The 19,291-nt window shown below is 56.7% G+C and carries 18 protein-coding genes; 15 read left to right on the top strand and 3 right to left on the bottom strand.

Annotation, left to right across the window (positions count from 1 at the left end):
- Positions 1-32 precede the first annotated feature (32 nt).
- On the top strand, positions 33-1,154 hold the full coding sequence (gene dnaJ / locus ACQQZ8_RS08065; RefSeq protein ID WP_431709329.1) for a molecular chaperone DnaJ: 1,122 nt from the start codon (positions 33-35) through the stop codon (positions 1,152-1,154).
- Between the two features lie 3 nt (positions 1,155-1,157).
- Positions 1,158-1,931, top strand: coding sequence for a 16S rRNA (uracil(1498)-N(3))-methyltransferase (locus ACQQZ8_RS08060; protein WP_431709328.1), 774 nt, complete (start codon positions 1,158-1,160; stop codon positions 1,929-1,931).
- Positions 1,932-2,076: 145 nt separating this feature from the next.
- Here the strand turns inward: ACQQZ8_RS08060 and ACQQZ8_RS08055 are convergent, their stop codons facing one another.
- Positions 2,077-2,952: a GerMN domain-containing protein gene (locus ACQQZ8_RS08055; protein WP_431709327.1), complete on the bottom strand. Its 876-nt coding sequence runs from the start codon at positions 2,950-2,952 to the stop codon at positions 2,077-2,079.
- Between the two features lie 314 nt (positions 2,953-3,266).
- Between ACQQZ8_RS08055 and ACQQZ8_RS08050 the strand changes: the two genes are divergently transcribed.
- The 7 genes from ACQQZ8_RS08050 (at position 3,267) to ACQQZ8_RS08020 (ending at position 10,744) form a co-directional block, all read left to right on the top strand.
- The gene (locus ACQQZ8_RS08050; RefSeq protein WP_431709326.1) at positions 3,267-4,292 is read left to right on the top strand and encodes a PhoH family protein; all 1,026 of its coding nucleotides are present in this window, start codon (positions 3,267-3,269) and stop codon (positions 4,290-4,292) included.
- Entirely contained in the window at positions 4,289-4,762 is a 474-nt protein-coding gene (ybeY, locus tag ACQQZ8_RS08045) for an rRNA maturation RNase YbeY (protein WP_431709325.1), read from the top strand. Before ACQQZ8_RS08050 ends, ybeY begins: the two co-directional genes overlap by 4 nt.
- A 3-nt stretch (positions 4,763-4,765) precedes the next feature.
- On the top strand, positions 4,766-6,055 hold the full coding sequence (locus tag ACQQZ8_RS08040; RefSeq protein WP_431709324.1) for a hemolysin family protein: 1,290 nt from the start codon (positions 4,766-4,768) through the stop codon (positions 6,053-6,055).
- Entirely contained in the window at positions 6,048-7,010 is a 963-nt protein-coding gene (gene era, locus ACQQZ8_RS08035; RefSeq protein ID WP_431709323.1) for a GTPase Era, read from the top strand. Before ACQQZ8_RS08040 ends, era begins: the two co-directional genes overlap by 8 nt.
- Positions 7,011-7,307: 297 nt before the next feature.
- A complete protein-coding gene (gene leuA, locus ACQQZ8_RS08030; protein ID WP_431709322.1) occupies positions 7,308-9,050 on the top strand; it encodes a 2-isopropylmalate synthase in 1,743 nt (580 codons plus the stop codon).
- A 138-nt stretch (positions 9,051-9,188) separates the two neighbouring features.
- On the top strand, positions 9,189-9,938 hold the full coding sequence (gene recO / locus ACQQZ8_RS08025; RefSeq protein ID WP_431709321.1) for a DNA repair protein RecO: 750 nt from the start codon (positions 9,189-9,191) through the stop codon (positions 9,936-9,938).
- Positions 9,935-10,744, top strand: a complete 810-nt coding sequence (locus tag ACQQZ8_RS08020; RefSeq protein WP_431709320.1) for an isoprenyl transferase — start codon at positions 9,935-9,937, stop codon at positions 10,742-10,744. Before recO ends, ACQQZ8_RS08020 begins: the two co-directional genes overlap by 4 nt.
- On the opposite strand, the gene ACQQZ8_RS08015 is transcribed toward ACQQZ8_RS08020, so the two are convergent.
- Positions 10,741-11,772 carry an alpha/beta hydrolase gene (locus ACQQZ8_RS08015; RefSeq protein ID WP_431709319.1) on the bottom strand — a complete coding sequence of 344 codons (1,032 nt, stop codon included), beginning with the start codon at positions 11,770-11,772 and terminating at the stop codon, positions 10,741-10,743. The genes ACQQZ8_RS08020 and ACQQZ8_RS08015 overlap by 4 nt on opposite strands.
- Positions 11,773-11,833: 61 nt before the next feature.
- On the opposite strand from ACQQZ8_RS08015, the gene ACQQZ8_RS08010 reads away from it, so the two are divergent.
- Positions 11,834-12,898 (top strand): quinone-dependent dihydroorotate dehydrogenase, encoded by a 1,065-nt coding sequence (locus ACQQZ8_RS08010; protein ID WP_431709318.1) that lies wholly within the window; start codon positions 11,834-11,836, stop codon positions 12,896-12,898.
- Between the two features lie 354 nt (positions 12,899-13,252).
- On the opposite strand, the gene ACQQZ8_RS08005 is transcribed toward ACQQZ8_RS08010, so the two are convergent.
- Complete coding sequence (locus ACQQZ8_RS08005) at positions 13,253-13,840, bottom strand: DUF3043 domain-containing protein (protein ID WP_431709317.1); 588 nt, start codon at positions 13,838-13,840, stop codon at positions 13,253-13,255.
- A gap of 211 nt (positions 13,841-14,051) precedes the next feature.
- On the opposite strand from ACQQZ8_RS08005, the gene ACQQZ8_RS08000 reads away from it, so the two are divergent.
- The 5 genes from ACQQZ8_RS08000 (at position 14,052) to ACQQZ8_RS07980 (ending at position 19,205) form a co-directional block, all read left to right on the top strand.
- The gene (locus ACQQZ8_RS08000) at positions 14,052-15,461 is read left to right on the top strand and encodes a dipeptidase (RefSeq protein ID WP_431709316.1); all 1,410 of its coding nucleotides are present in this window, start codon (positions 14,052-14,054) and stop codon (positions 15,459-15,461) included.
- A gap of 137 nt (positions 15,462-15,598) precedes the next feature.
- Entirely contained in the window at positions 15,599-15,973 is a 375-nt protein-coding gene (locus ACQQZ8_RS07995) for a HesB/IscA family protein (protein ID WP_431709315.1), read from the top strand.
- A 212-nt stretch (positions 15,974-16,185) separates the two neighbouring features.
- Positions 16,186-17,076: an aa3-type cytochrome oxidase subunit II gene (gene ctaC, locus ACQQZ8_RS07990; RefSeq protein WP_431709314.1), complete on the top strand. Its 891-nt coding sequence runs from the start codon at positions 16,186-16,188 to the stop codon at positions 17,074-17,076.
- Positions 17,077-17,082: 6 nt separating this feature from the next.
- Positions 17,083-18,801 carry an aa3-type cytochrome oxidase subunit I gene (gene ctaD, locus ACQQZ8_RS07985; protein WP_431709313.1) on the top strand — a complete coding sequence of 573 codons (1,719 nt, stop codon included), beginning with the start codon at positions 17,083-17,085 and terminating at the stop codon, positions 18,799-18,801.
- A 2-nt stretch (positions 18,802-18,803) separates the two neighbouring features.
- Positions 18,804-19,205: a cytochrome c oxidase subunit 4 gene (locus ACQQZ8_RS07980; protein WP_431709312.1), complete on the top strand. Its 402-nt coding sequence runs from the start codon at positions 18,804-18,806 to the stop codon at positions 19,203-19,205.
- Positions 19,206-19,291 lie beyond the last annotated feature (86 nt).

Genomic DNA, 19,291 nt, shown 5'->3' with positions numbered 1-19,291 from the left:
CAATCAACGGTTACGAAAGGACACGCGAAGACGTGAGCTCGCATTACGAGACGCTGGGTGTCGCTCAGGACGCTACGCAACAACAAATTAAGAGCGCCTACCGCAAACTGGCCCGCAAACTTCATCCGGATGTTAATCCGGGCGATGATGCCGCGGAAAAGTTCAAGCTCGTCACACGCGCCTACGAAGTGCTTTCGGATGAGACCAAGCGCGCTAATTACGATGCAACCGGTGACGAGAACGGCAACGGCCAGCAGGGCTTCGGTGGTGGCGGTTTCGGTGGCTTCGGTGACATCTTCGAACAATTCTTCGGTGGGGCGGCAGGCAGCCAAGGTCCGGCTTCGCGTACCCAGCGTGGCCGCGACGCGCTGATCACGGTGACCATCGATCTGGAAGACGCCGTTAAGGGAACCGTCTACCCATTGGAAATGGAAACCGCGGTCACCTGTAAAACCTGTGAAGGTTCGGGCTGCCGTGCCGGATCCAGTCCGGTCACCTGCAGTATCTGCCACGGGCAGGGCCAGGTACAGCGTCCGGTTCGCTCCTTCTTGGGCCAGATGATGACCGTGGAAACCTGTGCGGCATGCCGTGGTTTCGGCACCACCATCCCGGATCCTTGTCTGGAGTGCAACGGCGATGGCCGGGTACGCGAACATGTGTCGAAGCAGCTGAACGTGCCAGCCGGTGTAGCCTCCGGTACCCGAATTCAGTTGCGCGATCAGGGCGAAGCCGGCCCTGGCGGCGGCCCGAACGGGGATCTGTTCGTGGAGATTGAGGTCCGTCGACACAAGATCTTCGAGCGAGCCCAAAACGACCTCCACGCCAAGATGACCATTCCCATGACCGCTGCGGCGCTAGGTTGCGAACTGAAGCTGGAAACCTTTGATGGGGAACAGTCGGTCCAGGTGGAACCCGGCGCGCAGGACGGGCACACCGTGACTCTGCCAGGCCTCGGGGTGCCACGCTTACGCGGCGGCAAGCGCGGAGACATCATTGTGCATCTGAGCGTGGAAACCCCCACCAAGCTTGATGCGGCGCAGCGTGAGCTGCTCGAGCAGCTGGCAAAATTGCGTGGTGAGGAGTTCTCCGCAGGTCAGGTAGAGCATGCCAGCGGCATGTTCGCTCGCCTACGCGACAAGCTGGGACAGCGCTAACGGATGAGCAACCACAGCTTCGTCATTGACCCGATGCTGGCCGCCACGGCCAGCATCGGGGATCAGCTGCGCATCGAAGGCGCTGAGGCGCACCACGCGGTCAACGTTAAGCGTGTGCAGGTCGGCGAGCAGCTGGATCTGCTCACTGGGCAGGGCCGACGGCTGGTCATCGAGGTCACAGCCACCGATAAACAGGGCATGAACATCACGGTTCTTGAAGTGATTGACGAAGCCCCACCAGCGCACCCCATCGGATTGATTCAAGCTCTGGCAAAGTCTGATCGTGACTTGCAGGCGGTGGAATCCGGGGTAGAGCTTGGAATCGGTGCGGTTCGCCCTTGGCAGGCCGATCGCAGTATCGTGCGCTGGAGTGGCCCGAAGATCGACAAGGCGTTAGCTAAATGGCAAGCTCTGGTTCGGAGTGCGCAGAAGCAATCGCGGCGCAGTTTCGAACCCACCGTGCATCCGCCACTGGGCACTAAGGCCTTGGCCACAGAGGTTGCAGACCTGGTATCGGGCGGAGACTTAGTGCTGCTCATGCACGAGGACGCTTCGCAGTCGATGACCCAATTGGTCACCGCCTGGAGCCAACAGGCCAACGACTCCGCGGGTGTCTGGATTATTGTGGGTCCCGAAGGCGGCATTAGCCCCAGCGAGGTCGAGCAGTTGACTGCCGCTGGCGCGCAGCTGGTGGTCTTGGGTCAGCATGTGCTACGTTCCTCCACGGCCGGTCCCGCCGCGGTGGTCTTGATCCGTCACCTTTTGGGGCAGATTTAGTCTCAGTGGGGTGTGCCCAACGCCTATCGGATAAGCCCTCACGGGTTGGTCTGCTGGGCGTTGTGTGCGTTAAGGGGCGCCGTCGGTGGTTCGTCAGTGCAGCGGCGGTGCGCTGACCACGAAGAGCTAGAGTTTGAGGTGCTATCTAGCGCACGCTAAACAGGCTACTGACCCTAGCGATCTTCGCATCGGAATCAAGACTTTGGCCCCACAGGGTCAACCGGTAGTTACCAGTCGGCAAGTCAAGTTCCCGGCTAAAGGAGCCGTCTTCAGCCAACTCGTTGGACTCGATCCGCATCGGTTCCCCCTGGGCTGCCCAGTCCTCTGATTCGGTTGCTTTCTCCAGCTGGTAGTACAGGCCATCGGTAAAGCTGGCCGCACGCCCGTTGAGCAGCACCTTGCCGTTGGTGGCTTCGGTACCGTTCTGCGGGTCGATAATCCAGATGGGAGCCACAATACTGGGATCGCGCTGATACTCGCTCTCCAGCTGGAAGTCTTCGAAGACCGTGGCGTTACTGACCCCGTCAACCAGGATCCGCACCCGCGGTGCGCCAGCGCTGGAAAAGAGTCCGGCGTTGGCCGCTGCAGCGGTGCTGGTAAACACTAATTGTTGAATGCTGCGCTGCGCCAACCCTTCATCGAGCTTTGCAGTGAAGACTCGTTGCGGCAGATCGAGGGTGATCACATTATCCGAACTCATCGACACCCCGATTTCGGTGGTGGGCTTCAGAAAAGTTAGCCACCCTTCCTTAGCCGGCGTTTCGTTCAGCAGATAAGTCAACGCGTCGGTCACCGGGTCTCCGGAGGAGAGAGTCTGGGCGTATTCGCGGTACAGGTAGACCCCATCGTTGCTGGCTTGCAGCCAATAGACCGGGATCAGTTGCTGATCAGAGAGTTTCTCAATCTCATCGGGAACCTCCGGAAGTTGGACTTCAGTGCTAGCAGCCGTGCCTGGCATGCGGTGCTCATCGTCCTCAGCGGTAGCGGTACAGCCCACAGCCACGGCAAGCGCCAGAACCACGAACCCAGCCGTGATTCGTCGTGACGTCCTTGCTGTAACCAAACCAAACACCTAACTATTCAACCCTAATGTGATTTAGAACTCACCGGTAACATATGTTCCGCGCTAAAAACCTTGCCACATACAGCTGGGAGGATTGGGCCAAAATCACCCAAAAAGCCGATCTGTAACCAAATCTATATCTACTTGCTCTTGAGCAAGCCACCGATTTCACTTCAACAGTGGGAATAGTAGGCGTAGTTCCCGCTGTTCTCGATAGACTAGGTTCATCTGTGAAACCCGACGTTCAAGCCAAAAGGGGCCCTAAGCACCGTATGCAGGTTGAAACAAACCACTCACCGAGCGAATCCGATCGCGCCTCGGTCACGATTACCTTTGATCATGCCGAACATATGATCGCTACCCTCGGGGCGAATGATGAGCTCCTGCGAATCCTCAACGGCGCATTCCCGGGGGTCGAGCTGCGGCCAGCAGATTCCCGGCTAACGCTACTCGGTGAGGCAAAGAAAGTCCGTCGAGCACAGCGGGTTTTAGAAGAGGCCCGCAGCCTGGCTTCCCGTGGTTCACGGATGAGTGTAGAAACCATTGAACAGATTATTCGCATGGTTTCCAGCGGTGGTGCCGAGGCTTCAGAAGTCCTCGGCTTGAAAATTCTCTCCGCCCGGGGCAAGTCGATCCGACCGAAGACGATCAATCAGAAATCCTATGTGGATGCGATCGATGACTCGATCATCACCTTCGGAGTGGGTCCAGCCGGCACCGGAAAAACCTTTCTCGCGATGGCTAAAGCCGTAGCGGCATTGCAAGAAAAACAGGTTAACCGCATCATCCTGACCCGTCCAGCGGTCGAAGCGGGGGAGAAGCTGGGATTCCTACCCGGAACTCTCACCGAAAAAATCGACCCGTATCTGCGCCCGCTGTATGATGCGCTACACGATATGGTCGATCCGGAATCCATCCCGCGCCTGTTAGAAGCCGGCACCATCGAGGTGGCGCCACTGGCCTATATGCGTGGACGTACTCTCAATGATGCCTTCGTGATTCTCGACGAGGCGCAGAACACCACGGCCGAACAAATGAAGATGTTCCTCACGCGTTTAGGATTCGGTTCCAAAATGGTGGTCACCGGGGATATCACGCAGGTCGACCTGCCAGGTAACGCCATGAGTGGGCTGCGTTTAGTTACTCAGGTGCTTGAGGGAATCGATGACATTTCGATCTGTCAGCTCGACGCGAGCGACGTGGTCCGGCATCGTTTGATCGCCGATATTGTCTCGGCCTATGACCGCTGGGACGACAAACAACGCAAGGAAGCTACCCGGGGACGGCGCAGTAAATGAGCATTGAAGTCAACAACGAAACAGACTACGACATCCCGTTAGCCGAGGTGGAAAAGCTTTGCCGCCACGTCTTGGATACGATGTTTCTGCATCCCAGCACGGAAGTCTCGGTGGTCTTCATCGACGAGGCCGCGATGAGCGATCTGCATGTGGAGTGGATGGATCTGGAAGGTCCCACCGATGTGATGAGCTTCCCGATGGACGAATTGCGCCCTGGCACCCAGAACAAGCCCTCGGAGTCCGGACTTCTGGGTGATATTGCCATCTGCCCGCCGGTGGCTCAAGAACAAGCCGCGAAGGGTGGTCATTCCTTCGCCGATGAAATCTTGCTGCTGACCACACACGGACTGTTGCACCTGATGGGATACGATCACGAGGAAGCAGCGGAGAAGGCCGAAATGTTCGGGATTCAACGCCAACTGCTTGAAGCTTTCCTCGGTCGCCCAGCCCCGAAGGAGACGGTGGAATAACCGGTGTTGACGGTTCTGATCATTGCAGCTGTGGTTTTTGTCGCCTCGGCAGCCACACTCACCGCGGCCGATGCCGCCTTCTATACGCTCAGCAGACATGCAGCAGAAAAACTTCGTACCGAGGACAGCTCCAGTGCTTTGGGCAAAATTCTCGAAGACACAAACAGCCACGCTCAATCCATCCGGTTTTGGCGTATCTGGTTTGAAACCGCGGCCGCCGTCGCGATCGCCTTGGTGTATGGGTCCTGGATTGAAAACATCTGGCTAACCGGCCTGTTCGCCACGATCACCATGGCCGGTATCGGCTTTGTGTTGGTCTCGGTTTCCCCGCGCCGGTATGGGCAGGCCAACGCGGCCAAGGTAGTCCGCTTCTCAGCGCCGATGGTGCGCTTCCTGCGGGTGCTCTTGGGTCCAATCACCAATTGGCTGGCCTCCATCGGTGCCGCTTTAGCGCCGGCAGCAGCTGGCCACGAGACAGGATATTTGGACAAGGACCGGCTGCGTGACATCGTTGATCGCGCCAGCGAGGGCACCGAATTGGAAGAAGAATCCGCCGAACTGATCAGTTCGGTGATGGACCTGGAAGAAACCAATATTCGAGCCGTCATGGTGCCGCGTACTGAGATGGTCTATTTCGATGCCGATACCACCATTCACCGGGCGCTGGATCTATTCATGGCCTCCGGGTTCTCCCGCATTCCGTTGGCTGGGGAAGATGCCGATGATCTCAAGGGTTTGATCTACCTCAAGGATGTCATCCGGGAAGTACACGGATTGCAGCAAGCTTCAAGCTTGGCCGACTTGGCTCGCCCGATTCGGTTCGTGCCCGAGTCAAAGAACGCGGCTGAATTATTACAAGAGCTGCAGCAAGAGGCCATTCATATGGCCATCGTGGTTGATGAGTACGGCGGCACCGCCGGACTGATCACGCTGGAAGACTTACTCGAAGAAATCGTCGGAGAAATCGACGACGAATACGACCGCACACGGGTGGAACTCGAAGAGAACCCCGACGGTTCGGTGACTGTTCAAGCCGTTGTCTCCATTGATGATTTGGCCGATCACTTCGAGATTGAAATTGAAGAAGAGGATGTCGAAACCGTCGGCGGCCTACTCTCCAAGACTTTGGAATCCGTACCCGTATTGGGTTCGGTTGCCAAAACTCACGGGCTGCGACTAGAAGTCGTGACCCTTGCCGGGCGGCGAAATCGCATCGGCAAAATCCATGTAGAGCGTCTAACTCAGAGCGCTTCAGACGATATTGATATTTCAGAGGAATCAACTCATGGCTGATAAAAAGATCGCGCCTATCACTGGCCAGTGGCCGGAGCATTTCCGTTCGGGCTTCACCTCCTTTGTGGGCCGCCCGAATGCCGGAAAGTCCACGCTCACCAACGCGCTGGTGGGTCAGAAAATTGCCATCACTTCCGCGAAGCCTCAAACTACCCGTCACACCATCCGGGGAATTGTGCACCGCGAGGACGCACAACTTGTTCTCGTGGACACTCCTGGCCTGCACCGTCCGCGTACCTTGCTCGGGCAGCGTCTGAACGACTTGGTGGCAGAAACGCTGTCCGAGGTTGATGCGATCGGTTTTTGCATTCCTGCCAACGAGAAGATTGGTCCAGGTGACCGTTTTATCGCCTCGCAGCTCGCCCAGCTGCAACGCAAGCCGATTATCGCGTTGGTGACTAAGGCCGATCTGGTGGACCGTGAGGCTCTCGCGGCGCAGCTAATTGCCGTCTCCGAGCTGGGGATCGAGAGCTTCGGTTCGGAAGGTTTTGTCGCGATCGTTCCGGTTAGTGCCGTCAAAGACTTCCAAGTGGAGCAGGTAGCCAACGTCTTGGCCGAGAATATGCCCAAGGGCCCACCGCTGTACCCGGATGGCGAACTGACCGATGAGCCGGAATCGGTGATGGTTGCCGAACTGGTGCGCGAAGCCGCATTGGAAGGTGTCCGCGACGAACTGCCGCACTCACTGGCCGTGGTAGTTGAGGAAATGATCCCGCGTGAGGGCCGTTCCGAGGACAATCCACTGATCGACATCCATGTCAGCCTGTATGTGGAACGTCCAAGCCAGAAAGCCATTGTGATTGGCAAGGGCGGCTCACGGTTGCGTGAGGTCGGCACCAACGCGCGTAGCGGCATCGAAAAGTTGCTGGGCACGAAAGTGTTTCTTGACTTGCATGTGAAGGTGGCTAAGGACTGGCAACGTGATCCCAAGCAGCTAGGACGCTTGGGCTTCTAAGAAAATATGCATAAAAGTTTGCCGGGAAAGATTTTTTTCTTTCCCGGCAAACTTTTTAAACCCCATGTATCACCTAGTCAGTACGCGGTGCCGAGTATGACATATTCGTGCAATAAGTCTTTCTCACGTCACCACCGGTGCTATGTTTGAGAAATGCATTTCGAGCTTCTACTACTACTTAGCCGCTGCGAGGATCCAACGGACCGCTAGTGGTCCTTCGGCCGACCCCTCGTTGCGGAGTAGCTCGTGTCTGGCCCCAATGAAACAACCCACACCGTCTCTAGGGGAAAATCCGAAATGCAAAACATGCAAAAGCCCTCGAACATGCCAATCCACAAGTATGTTCCCTTCCAGGACCAGATCGAGGTCAACCTGCCCGATCGCACGTGGCCCGATAAATACATCACCAAGGCCCCACGCTGGTGTGCGGTAGACCTACGTGATGGAAACCAAGCTCTGATCGACCCGATGAGCCCCGAGCGCAAGCACAAAATGTTTGATCTGCTCGTACAGATGGGCTACAAAGAAATCGAGGTCGGTTTCCCCTCGGCGTCGCAGACCGACTTTGACTTTGTCCGTCAGCTGATCGAGCAGAATCGCATTCCCGAGGACGTGACCATCCAGGTTCTCACTCAGTCCCGCGAACATCTGATCGAGCGCACCTATGAGGCGTTGGAAGGTGCGAAGCAGGCCATTGTTCACTTGTATAACTCCACCTCGGTCCTGCAGCGTGAAGTAGTTTTCCGTCAGGACATGGACGGTATCGTCGATATCGCGGTTCAGGGTGCTCGGCTCTGCAAGAAGTACGAAGAGCAGCTGACCGGTACCAAAATTACTTATCAGTACTCGCCGGAATCCTTCACCGGAACCGAACTGGAGTTTGCCAAGCGTATTTCCGAGGCAGTGGCGGAGATTCTGGAAGCCAGCCCCGAGCAGAAGATGATCTTGAATCTGCCAGCTACCGTGGAGATGGCCACCCCGAACGTCTATGCCGACTCGATCGAGTGGATGCACCGGAACCTGGCTAACCGGGATTCGATCATCCTGTCGCTGCACCCACACAACGACCGCGGCACCGGTGTCGCGGCAGCTGAACTGGGCTATCTGGCCGGCGCAGACCGCATTGAAGGTTGCTTGTTCGGCAACGGTGAGCGTACCGGCAACGTTGATCTTGTCACCCTGGGCATGAACATGTTCGGACAGGGCGTTGACCCCGAGATTGATTTCTCCGATATGGATCATATTCGTCGCACCGTGGAATACTGCAACCAGTTGCCCGTCCCAGAGCGCAGCCCATACGGTGGCGATCTGGTCTTCACCGCCTTCTCCGGTTCGCACCAGGATGCGATCAAGAAGGGTCTGGAAGCCATGGATGCCAAGGCCGCGACCGAAGGTAAGGACCTGAACGAGCTGGTGTGGGCCGTTCCTTACCTGCCGATTGATCCGAAGGATATTGGTCGCTCCTACGAGGCAGTAATCCGCGTGAACTCGCAGTCCGGTAAGGGTGGGGTGGCCTACCTGCTGAAGAACGACCATAACTTGGATCTGCCACGCCGTGCCCAGATCGAGTTCTCCGGAGTGATTCAGAAGAAGACCGATTCCGAAGGCGGCGAGGTTTCTTCGGCCACCATCTGGAATATTTTCCAGGACGAGTACCTGCCAGCCCACGAAGGCGGCGATTTGACTCCTTGGGGTCATTACAAGATCAGCTCGGCGACGGCGGAATCGGCCGAGGACGGCAGTTTCGTACTGCGCACCAAGCTGCTGGTGAACGGCGTGGCGCAAGAGCGCACTGCTGAAGGCAACGGCCCGATCTCCGCACTGGTGAAGATCCTCAACGAGGACGGTGTGGACCTGCGCGTGTTGGACTACACCGAGCATGCGCTGAGCGAAGGTGGCAACGCCCAAGCCGCCGCCTACGTCGAATGCGCCGTCGAGGACCGAATCCTGTGGGGTGTGGGCATGGATGCTAACACCACCATCGCTTCGCTGAAGGCAGTGATTTCCGCGGTCAACCGCGTGATCCGCGACCAGAAGTAACAACTCTCGTACACCGGCCCGGGGTGAGTCTCACAGCGTGAGGCTGACCCCGGGCCGGCTTTGCACCTCTGTGGCGCGATGGCAGCCGACACGGCGCGCTGATCCAGCGGCGGGGCGAAAGGTGAGATAATCATCTGCGTGGCAAGATCAGGATTCGCATCGCGCAGTTACCGCACTCGTGGCATTGTTTTGCGAACCCATAAACTCGGGGAATCCGATCGCATCATCACCTTAATCACCCCCAACGGCTTGGTTCGGGCGGTTGCGAAGGGCGTACGTCGCACTTCTTCCCGCCTCGGTGCCACCTTGGAGCCGTTTATGGAGGTGGACGCTCAGGTAGTCGTTGGACGCACCCTTGATGTGATCTCTCAGGCGCAATTGCGCAACCCTTATGGGCAAAAGCTCGTATTGGATTATTCGGCCTATACGGTGGCCACCGCCATGGTGGAAACCGCCGAACGGTTACTTGAAGCGGATGCGGATTCGACCTTAAGGCAATACCGGCTGCTGCACGGGGCCATTGCCTTGCTATCGCGGGGGACTGTGGCACCCGGGGCGATCCTTGACTCCTATATATTGCGTGCGCTCTCCATCGCTGGCTGGGCGCCATCATTCACCGACTGTATTCGTTGTGGCGCTCCGGGTCCGCATTCCGCGCTCCATGTTCAACTCGGTGGGGTGGTATGCCATAACTGTCGGCCTTCGGGATCCATTTCGCCGCACCCCATCACTATCAGTTACCTTCAGGCGCTGTTGGAAGGGGACTGGGACACGGTGAGTACTGCCGGCCCTAAGGCTCGCGATCAAGCGGCGAAAATCGTATCTAATTACTTGCAATGGCACCTGGAGCGTGCCGTGAAATCCCTACGTCATGTGGAGAGAACGTGAATAAGCTAGCCCCGATCACCGGAGCGGCCGGTGTGGCCAAACCCTACAAGCATGAGCAGAACCCGGCCGTTCCGCGGATTCCGGCCGCGGTGCTACCGCAACATGTCGCCATTGTGATGGACGGTAACGGGCGATGGGCTAACCAGCGTGGTCTGCCACGCACCGAGGGGCACCGCGCCGGTGAGGCAGCACTGCTTGATGTGATGGCTGGCGCGGTCGAATTGGGGATCAAATATGTTTCGGTCTACGCTTTTTCAACCGAGAATTGGAAACGTAGCCCGGAGGAAGTGCGCTTTCTCATGGGCTTCTCTCGTGATGTGCTGCGTCGGCAGCGCGATACCCTGAACTCTTGGGGCGTACGCATCCGGTGGGCCGGGCGTGAACCTCGCCTATGGAAGAGTGTCATCAATGAGCTGAAAGCCGCCGAGGAACTGACGAAGAGCAACCTCGGATGTCAGCTCACGATGTGTGTGAACTATGGTGGACGGGCGGAGTTGGCCGATGCGATGTCCGCTATGGCCAAGGATGTAGCTGCCGGGAAACTGAAACCCTCAGGGATTAGCGAAAAAACTATTGGACGCTACCTGCATGCTCCGGAGCTACCCGACGTTGACCTCTTTATGCGTACCTCCGGTGAACAAAGAACGAGCAACTTCCTGCTGTGGCAATCGGCATACGCCGAAATGGTCTTCCTCGATGAACTCTGGCCCGATGTTGACCGGCGCACACTATTCAATGCGGTGGAACAGTATGCTCGTCGCGATCGGCGTTATGGCGGTGCAGTGGATCAACCCCTGCAGGGCTAATGCTGCAGCATCCGCACCCAGCAGGCTAGGTTGCGGTAGGCCATGGCGCGTGCCGGTTCAGCCGAAGTGAACACATCATGCATGGCCTCAGGCACCGTCAAGTTAGTCACGAATCGTCCCAATTTGAGGCTACGCTGGCGCACCAGATTCACATCCACAATGGAGTCAGTACGTTGCATCAGCTGATCGTAGCTAGCTGAAAAATGAGACTTTTCCGAAGTCAGAACCACAATCGGCTCGCTGAGATCTAATCCTTTGGCTACCTGGGCGTGCCCCTCGAGCACGGTGCGCATCCATCCGGTTGTGGGTCGGAACGCATACCGCGGCCGCCATAGTGGATGTAGGTCCCATTCGCCCGAACCGTCACGGGATAGTGAGGTCCAGTAGTGATCCAGTTCCGGCAGATGCAATTTCCGCCGGGGAGAACGTTTGACCATGGGCTCTAAAATGGTCTGCGCGGGCACCCGTAAGAACTGGGTCCCTTGGAACTCTAGCCAAGGCGCGTTGAGCACCAAACCGTCGATTTTGCGAGTACTGCGCTGCGCCCACAGACTCAGCACCAAACCACCCAAGGAGTGCCCCATGAATAAGATCGGTAATTTGGGGTGTGCGTCGCGGATCAGATCATAGGCGGCATTGATCTCTTGGTCATACTCGCTGAGATCATCAGTGTAACCGGGCAGTTCATGTTCGGCGCGGAGGCTGCGTCCATAGCGACGTAAATCCAAGGCGTAGAAGTGGTATCCCAATTCGTGCCAGAATTCGGCCAGTTGCCGGTTATAGAAGTAGTCGCTCCAACCGTGCAGGCTCAGTACCACTCCACGTGATCGGTTGAGTAGTTTCTTGACCAGCCCGGCGGGTTGATAGCGGACCACTGTGGCGACGGCCGGACCTTCGGCGTCAAACCCGAAGTCTAGGGTGGTGTAGCTATATTCAGGCCCTAGTGGGTCGGGGAGCCACTGCCCAACTCCCGAACTACTACCATAATCTGCCCATTGTGCGGAGGGTAGGAGAACCGGTTGCTTCATTCCTCTAGCCTAACCGGTAAAGAATTTGCTCGTCGCACAATCAGCGGGGAGACTTGGATACATGCGCATTTACCCCCTCGTGTTCAAGCAGATTTTTAGTCGTATGGATCCGGAAAAGGCGCACCATTTTGCCTTTGATGCTTTGAAACTTGCTGAGCGTGTAGGTCTGAGCAAACTCACTCGCAAATTCTTCGCTCCCAGCCCCGTGCTACGCCGTACCGTGATGGGAATCGATTTCCCTTCACCTTTTGGTCTGGCAGCTGGTTTCGACAAGGGTGCCACAGGAATCATGTGTCTGAGCGATATCGGTTTCGGCCACGTCGAAATCGGCACGGTCACGGGACAAGCGCAAGAGGGTAATCCTTCACCGCGACTATTTCGCCTGATCGAAGACCGTGCGGTTATTAATCGGATGGGCTTTAACAACGAGGGTGCCGAAGTGGTGGCCGCTCGGGTGGCCGGTTCGCGGCAGCAACTGAAGCGCGAATATTCTGCGCATCGCCCGGTCATCGGGGTGAATATTGGGAAGACCAAGATCGTTGAACTCGAAGATGCCGTGGACGATTACCTGGCATCCACCCGACAGTTGGCGAATCACGCCGACTACTTAGTCGTCAACGTTTCTAGTCCAAATACCCCGGGGCTACGGTTACTCCAAAGCGTGCAGTCTCTTCGTCCGCTATTGGAAGCAGTGGGCAGCAAGGCCGACGAAGTGGCCGGACGCCACATTCCGCTGTTGGTCAAGATTGCTCCTGATCTCAGCGATGAGGATCTTGCCGAAGTGGCGGAGCTGGCGGGGGAGTTGAAACTCGATGGAATCATTGCCACGAACACCACCATTGGCCGCACCGGACTGCGTTCGGACTCCGCAAAGGTTGAAGAAATTGGTGCCGGAGGCTTATCGGGTGAACCGTTGCGTGAACGTTCGCTTGAGGTGTTGCGGCAGTTACGTGCCCTGGTCCCTGCCGAAATGGCGATTATCTCCGTGGGTGGTGTCAGTAACGCACAAGATGTGAAGCAACGCCTCGATGCGGGAGCCGATCTGGTCCAAGGGTACACAGCGTTTCTCTATGAGGGACCGTTTTGGGCGCGAAACATCAATCGTGAGCTAGCTAAGTTGAGCTAGTAGATTCAGTTCCACAAGGCGTGGGTTCTCCAGACGAGGCATCTTCAGGAGAACCCACGCCAAAAGTTTTTAACACCTCGTTACTCACGCCGGCGCCTAGCCGCCAAGAACGCAATCAGCATCGGGTAGGGGAGGTGCATCGCCAATCGCATAGACGCTTCAACTAGTAAAACCTTGTACTCGCTAAAACAAGGCTTCTGCCTTGTATTAGATATCCGGTATTCAACCTAAGTTTTAAACCGAATCCCTCCCAGCACCCCTGCACGGGGGCCGCCGCGCAGGTAAAGCACATTAAGCAGATAAGGCGAATCCCCTTGAGGATTCGCCTTATCAAAACGATAATACGTGCTTGGTTTAGTCCAGCTTTTCTCCGCGCTTGACTTGCGGCTTCGGCAGACGCAACTTGCGGAACTGCATTCCGCGCATGGCCGCATAAAGTCGAACTCCACGATCCATTGAGCCAAAACGCTTCACCAGTTCGCGCTTCAGGAGCCAGCCGGTCATGAATGCTTCGATAAGCACCAAGGCCAGGATGATCCACAAACCGAACTGAACATAAACCTGAACACTGAGGTTTTGGCTGAATCCGATGGAAGCCACCAAGAATGCCAGGATGATGAACATAAAGAACTCGCCGAACATCCAGCGCGAGTCAATGAAGTTGCGTGCAAAACGGCGTTGCGGCCCCTGGTCACGCGGCATCAAGTAGCGTTCATCGCCGGTTTCATTACCGATCCGCAGGCGCTCTTGGGCCTCGATACGACGTTTGCGCTCTAGTTCCTTGGCCTGCTTACGGTCACTGGGAACCAGTGGGCGCTGCAGCTTTGCCTGCTGATCACTGCGCTTTGGGGTCGGGCCAGTCTTTCGGCCATCGGGGGAGGCCGGTGCTGCCTGTGGCTGCTCCGGCGGGGGCTGAGGTTCATCCTTCTTACGTCCAAACACCCGCCTATCTTATCGGTTTGCTGCCTCGGATGTGACATTGAGCGACTCACGCTACGGCTTAGTATGGATTCACCCTCAGGAAAGCCTTAAAGCTACAGCGTCTACGCCTTGTATAAGATCCGCTGGACCCCGCAACTTAAGTTCCGAGGAATCTGAAGTGACTCTTTGAATTAACTGCGGTTAGGCTATGCCGGGTTGTTAGGCTGGGGGTATGACTAGTGATACTTCGGCATACGCCAACAACCACGGCGTAGATATTCAGGCATTACGCCAACACGTGAGCCAAAACTTCGACACTATCCTTCAGGAACTCAGCGATTTGGTGGCAATCCCCGGAATCGCATGGGATTCCTTTGATCCCGCCGACCTCGAACGAAGTGCCGAGGCCGTTGCCGCACTGGTCGAAGCCATTGGAGTCGACAACGTCGAAATCCTGCGCGAACCCACCGATCAGGGCACTATGGGCAGCCCGGCAGTGGTAGCGCGTCGGGCAGCGCAACCGGGCAAGCCAACGGTACTGCTCTACGCACACCACGACGTTCAGCCCCCAGGGGACCCCGCTGATTGGAACACCCCCGCGTTTACAGCAACGCGCGTGGGTGAACGTCTCTATGGACGTGGCGCTGCCGATGATAAAGCCGGAATCATGGTTCACATCGCTGCGCTACGTGCTGTGCTGGATCAGGTCGCGGACTTTGGTGTCGGGGTGACTTTCTTCTTCGAAGGGGAAGAGGAAGCGGGTTCACCGTCCTTCCGAAACTTCCTGGAAGCGCATCAAGAAAAACTGGCTGCCGATGTCATCATCGTGGCCGATTCTTCGAACTGGGCCGTCGGCACCCCGGCTTTGACCAACTCACTTCGAGGCATGGCCGCTGCGGAGGTTGAGGTCCGGTCGATGAAGCATGCGGTTCACTCAGGCATGTTCGGCGGCCCAGTTCTGGATGCCCCAGTGTTAGCCGCAAAGCTGATCGCCTCGTTACACACTGCCGACGGTTCGGTGGCAGTACCTGGCTTGGTGGCCAAGGATATCGCTGAGGTGGACTACACCGAAGAACAGTTCCGGGCCGATTCGGGAATATTGGACTCGATGAAACTTGCTGGCACCGGCAAACTGACCGACCGACTGTGGAATAAACCAGCGCTAAGCGTGATTGGTATGGATATGCCCAGTGTCGATAAGTCATCGAATACCCTGATCCCGAGCGTGCGGTTCAAGATTTCGATGCGTCTGGCCCCGGGACAGGATCCAGCTTCTGCACTGAACGCTCTGGAAGAGCATTTACTGAAGCAGGATCTGCACGGCGCACAGGTTAAGTTCACCGCCACCGAAGCGGGTAATGCTTATCAGGCCGCCACGCAGAGCTCGGCAACCACCGCGGCAAACTGGGCGCTGGAACAAGCGTGGGGAACCGAGCCGGTCAGTATGGGACTAGGAGGGTCTATTCCATTCATCGCCGATTTGCTCGATATCTTCCCACAAGCGCAAATCCTTGTGACCGGGGTTGAGGATCCGGACTCTCGGGCGCATTCGGCTAACGAGTCGTTGCATCTGGGGGACTTTGAGAACGCCATCGTGGCCGAGGCACTACTGCTGGCCAGGATGAATAATCACGGACTATGACAACGCTCATAGTGTGAATTGATCGATGGGTGCATCGGCGCCGATCAGTCGTAGGATAGAAGATAGAACATTAGGTGCACACCGCTTCTGGATTCCCGGGATGCGGGCGGACACCTTCGCAGTATGGGAGGAGAATCATGACTGCACCAGCAAATGACGTCAAGGGCGATTCAGCTGAACTGCCTACCCACGAGGTAAAACTCAGTGATGTAGCCGCCGACAAGGTACGTTCGCTGCTCGAGCAGGAGGGTCGTGATGACCTGCGCCTGCGGATCGCCGTACAGCCAGGGGGCTGCTCGGGCCTGATCTACCAGTTGTACTTTGACGAGCGTCTACTTGACGGAGACCACATCCGCGATTTCGAAGGTGTGGAAGTTGTTGTCGACAAGATGAGCGTGCCATATCTCAGCGGCGCGTCGATTGACTTTGAAGACACCATTTCCAAACAGGGCTTCACCATTGACAACCCTGCAGCCTCCGGATCCTGCGCTTGCGGAGACTCCTTCCACTAGGAGCCCGGGAACTAACACCTCTGCTCGAACGTTAAAGAAACTTTCGTTCGAACAGAGGTGTTTTTTTCTGCATTAGGCCCTTGAAGAGGGTAAGCTCTACATTAAGTAGTAAAACTATGTTTCGCTTCGTGGGCCAGCTCACGGTACATGCTCGTAAACGCGAGATGACCTACGAAGACCACACCTGCACCAACAAAGAGGAAGGGCCGTCTGTGAGTTCGCAAGACCGAACCGGCAGTCGCGGGTCAGCCAAAGCCAAAGTCATGGCTTTGGTCGGCGCTGGCGCACTGCTGTTGACGGGATGTTCAGCGGAGGTAAAGCGCGGTTGGCTCCCCAATGTGGAGCGCGACACGACTAACCACACCGGGATGATTCAGGACCTGTGGGTTAACTCGTGGATCGCAGTTACCCTTATCGGTCTATTGACCTGGGGTTTGATGCTTTGGTGCATCATCGCCTACCGTCGCCGCAAGAACGATACTGGCTACCCGCGTCAGCTCAGCTACAACCTGCCGATCGAGATCTTCTACACGGCCATTCCATTGGTCTTGGTACTGGTCTTCTTCAGCTTCAACAACAGCACCGAGAAGGCAATGAATACTCCGGTTGATTCCGAGGTAGTCGTTGACGTTCGTGCCAAGCAATGGGCATGGGACTTCAACTACTCCTACGAGGGTCAGGAGAAGTACTTCGCCGGCGAGCAGGCTCACCTGCCAGTGGATGGTTCCGCTGGAGTCCAGGAAACCCTGCCAACCTTGTACCTGCCGGTCAACAAGACCGTGACTTTGGAACTGAACAGCCGCGACGTTATCCACTCGTTCTGGGTGCCTGCGTTCCTGCAGAAGCTGGATATGATCCCAGGTCGCACCAACTACATTTACTTGACCCCACAGGTTGAAGGTACCTTCGACGGCAAGTGTGCCGAACTGTGCGGCGAGTACCACTCGGAGATGCTCTTCAACGTGGAAGTTGTCAGCGAGGCCGAATTCAAGGCACAGCTGGCCCAGCTGAACGATGGTCATATCGGCGAAGAATACGATCGCCAGCCTAACAAGGTGAACTCTCAGATCATCGAGCACCATGGTGCTGAGGAAGGGGAGTAATCGATTATGACTACTTTAGAGTACGCAGCCGACGATATTAAGGCCGTCAACTCGGCCGTAGTGCCAAAGTCTAAGGGCCGCATCTTCGTCGACTACATCACCTCGACCGACCACAAGAAGATCGGATACATGTATCTGATCTCGTCGTTCATTTTCTTCTGCATCGGTGGCGTAATGGCGCTGCTGATTCGTGCCGAGCTTTTCGAGCCAGGCATGCAGATCGTGCAGACCAAGGAACAGTACAACCAGCTGTTCACCATGCACGGCACCATTATGTTGCTGATGTTTGCAACCCCGCTGTTCGCAGGCTTCGCAAACGTCATGATGCCGCTGCATATCGGTTCGCCCGATGTGGCCTTCCCACGACTGAACGCTCTGGCGTTCTGGTTCTTCTCGCTGGGTTCGACCATTGCCCTAGCCGGCTACCTCACCCCACAGGGTGCAGCCTCCTTCGGTTGGTTCGCTTATGCCCCGTTGTCGAATACGACATTCTCCCCGGGTATCGGTGGTGACCTCTGGGTCTTCGGTCTGGCACTCTCGGGCTTCGGTACCATTCTTGGTGCGGTGAACTTCATCACCACCATCATCTGCTTGCGTGCACCTGGTATGACCATGTGGCGCATGTCGATCTTTACCTGGAACACCCTGATCACCTCGATCCTGATCCTGATGGCCTTCCCACCGCTGGCAGCTGCGCTGTTCGCTCTGGGTGCTGACCGTCGCTTGGGTGCACATATCTTTGACCCGGATAATGGCGGTGCCGTCCTATGGCAGCACTTGTTCTGGTTCTTTGGTCACCCTGAGGTGTACATCATCGCGCTGCCGTTCTTCGGTATCGTTTCGGAGATCTTCCCGGTCTTCAGCCGCAAGCCAATCTTCGGTTACAAGGGTCTGGTTTTCGCGACCATCGCCATTGCTGCCCTGTCCGTGGCCGTGTGGGCACACCACATGTACGTCACCGGCGCTGTGATGCTTCCGTTCTTCGGGTTCATGACCATGTTGATCGCGGTTCCGACCGGTGTGAAGTTCTTCAACTGGATCGGTACGCTGTGGCGGGGTTCGATTACCTTCGAAACCCCAATGCTGTGGAGCATCGGCTTCCTGGTGACCTTCCTGTTCGGTGGTCTGACCGGTATTATCCTGTCCGCTCCATCGCTGGACTTCCACGTTTCGGATACCTACTTCGTGGTGGCTCACTTCCACTACGTGGTCTTCGGTACCGTGGTGTTCGCTATGTTCGCTGGCTTCTACTTCTGGTGGCCAAAGTGGACCGGTCACATGCTCAACGAGCGTCTGGGTAAGATCCACTTCTGGTTACTGTTCGTCGGTTTCCACGGAACCTTCCTGATCCAGCACTGGTTGGGTGTCATCGGTATGCCACGTCGTTACGCTGACTACATGCCAGAAGACGGCTTCACCCTAATGAACCAGGTTTCGACCGTGTTCTCCTTCGTCCTAGGTATGTCCCTGATTCCGTTCTTCTGGAACGTCTGGATTACTCACCGTCAGGCCAAGAAGGTTACCGTTGACGATCCATGGGGCTTCGGTGCGTCGCTGGAGTGGGCTACTTCTTGCCCACCACCACGTCACAACTTCCACTCGATCCCACGTATCCGTTCCGAGCGCCCAGCGCTGGATCTGCACCACCCAGAACTCAGTGGTCGGATGACCCCTGAAACTCCGGTGGCCAAGATCTTCGGCCCTGCTGATCAGAAGGACAAGTAAGAATGAAAATTGAATCCTGGATTTTCCTGGGTGGAATCTTCTTCTTCACCCCGATTGCAGTTGTCTACGGTTACATGACTAACTGGAGCGAATGGGTTGGCTTGCTGGCCCTGCTGATGCTCGCTGGTATGTCCGGCATGGTCGGCTGGTACTTGATGATGACCGCGAAGAACGTGGGTATCCGTCCCGAGGACCGCGTTGACGGTGAGATTCACGAAAACGCTGGTGACGTTGGCCTGTTCGCTCCTTGGAGCTGGTGGCCACTGATCCTCGCCTCGGCAGCAGGTATCTGCTTCTTGGGTCTGGCCGTTGGCTGGTGGGTCTTCTACATTGGTGCTGGCTTGGCCATCATCGGTGTAGTTGGCTGGGTCAACGAGTTCAGCCGTGGCGATCACGCTCACTAATTAAACTAAGTCTCAGGGCGACGAGTTTTTACTCGTCGCCCTTTGGCGTTTAATAGGAATAATAGCTAGCCAGCTCGGAAAGGATA

Source organism: Glutamicibacter uratoxydans, from assembly GCF_050753455.1.
Taxonomy (GTDB): Bacteria; Actinomycetota; Actinomycetes; order Actinomycetales; family Micrococcaceae; genus Glutamicibacter; species Glutamicibacter uratoxydans_A.
The sequence above is the reverse complement of the archived record's forward strand: the minus strand, read 5'-3'. Positions and strand labels throughout refer to the sequence as shown.

Bases quoted from the DNA above. Each gene is read 5' to 3' on its own strand.
- ACQQZ8_RS08060 (WP_431709328.1), top strand. From the start codon at position 1,158: ATGAGCAACCACAGCTTCGTCATTGACCCGATGCTGGCCGCCACGGCC.
- ACQQZ8_RS08050 (WP_431709326.1), top strand. From the start codon at position 3,267: ATGCAGGTTGAAACAAACCACTCACCGAGCGAATCCGATCGCGCCTCG.
- ybeY (WP_431709325.1), top strand. From the start codon at position 4,289: ATGAGCATTGAAGTCAACAACGAAACAGACTACGACATCCCGTTAGCC.
- era (WP_431709323.1), top strand. From the start codon at position 6,048: ATGGCTGATAAAAAGATCGCGCCTATCACTGGCCAGTGGCCGGAGCAT.
- leuA (WP_431709322.1), top strand. From the start codon at position 7,308: ATGCAAAACATGCAAAAGCCCTCGAACATGCCAATCCACAAGTATGTT.
- ACQQZ8_RS08015 (WP_431709319.1), bottom strand. From the start codon at position 11,772: ATGAAGCAACCGGTTCTCCTACCCTCCGCACAATGGGCAGATTATGGT.
- ACQQZ8_RS08010 (WP_431709318.1), top strand. From the start codon at position 11,834: ATGCGCATTTACCCCCTCGTGTTCAAGCAGATTTTTAGTCGTATGGAT.
- ACQQZ8_RS08000 (WP_431709316.1), top strand. From the start codon at position 14,052: ATGACTAGTGATACTTCGGCATACGCCAACAACCACGGCGTAGATATT.
- ACQQZ8_RS07995 (WP_431709315.1), top strand. From the start codon at position 15,599: ATGACTGCACCAGCAAATGACGTCAAGGGCGATTCAGCTGAACTGCCT.
- ctaD (WP_431709313.1), top strand. From the start codon at position 17,083: ATGACTACTTTAGAGTACGCAGCCGACGATATTAAGGCCGTCAACTCG.
- ACQQZ8_RS07980 (WP_431709312.1), top strand. From the start codon at position 18,804: ATGAAAATTGAATCCTGGATTTTCCTGGGTGGAATCTTCTTCTTCACC.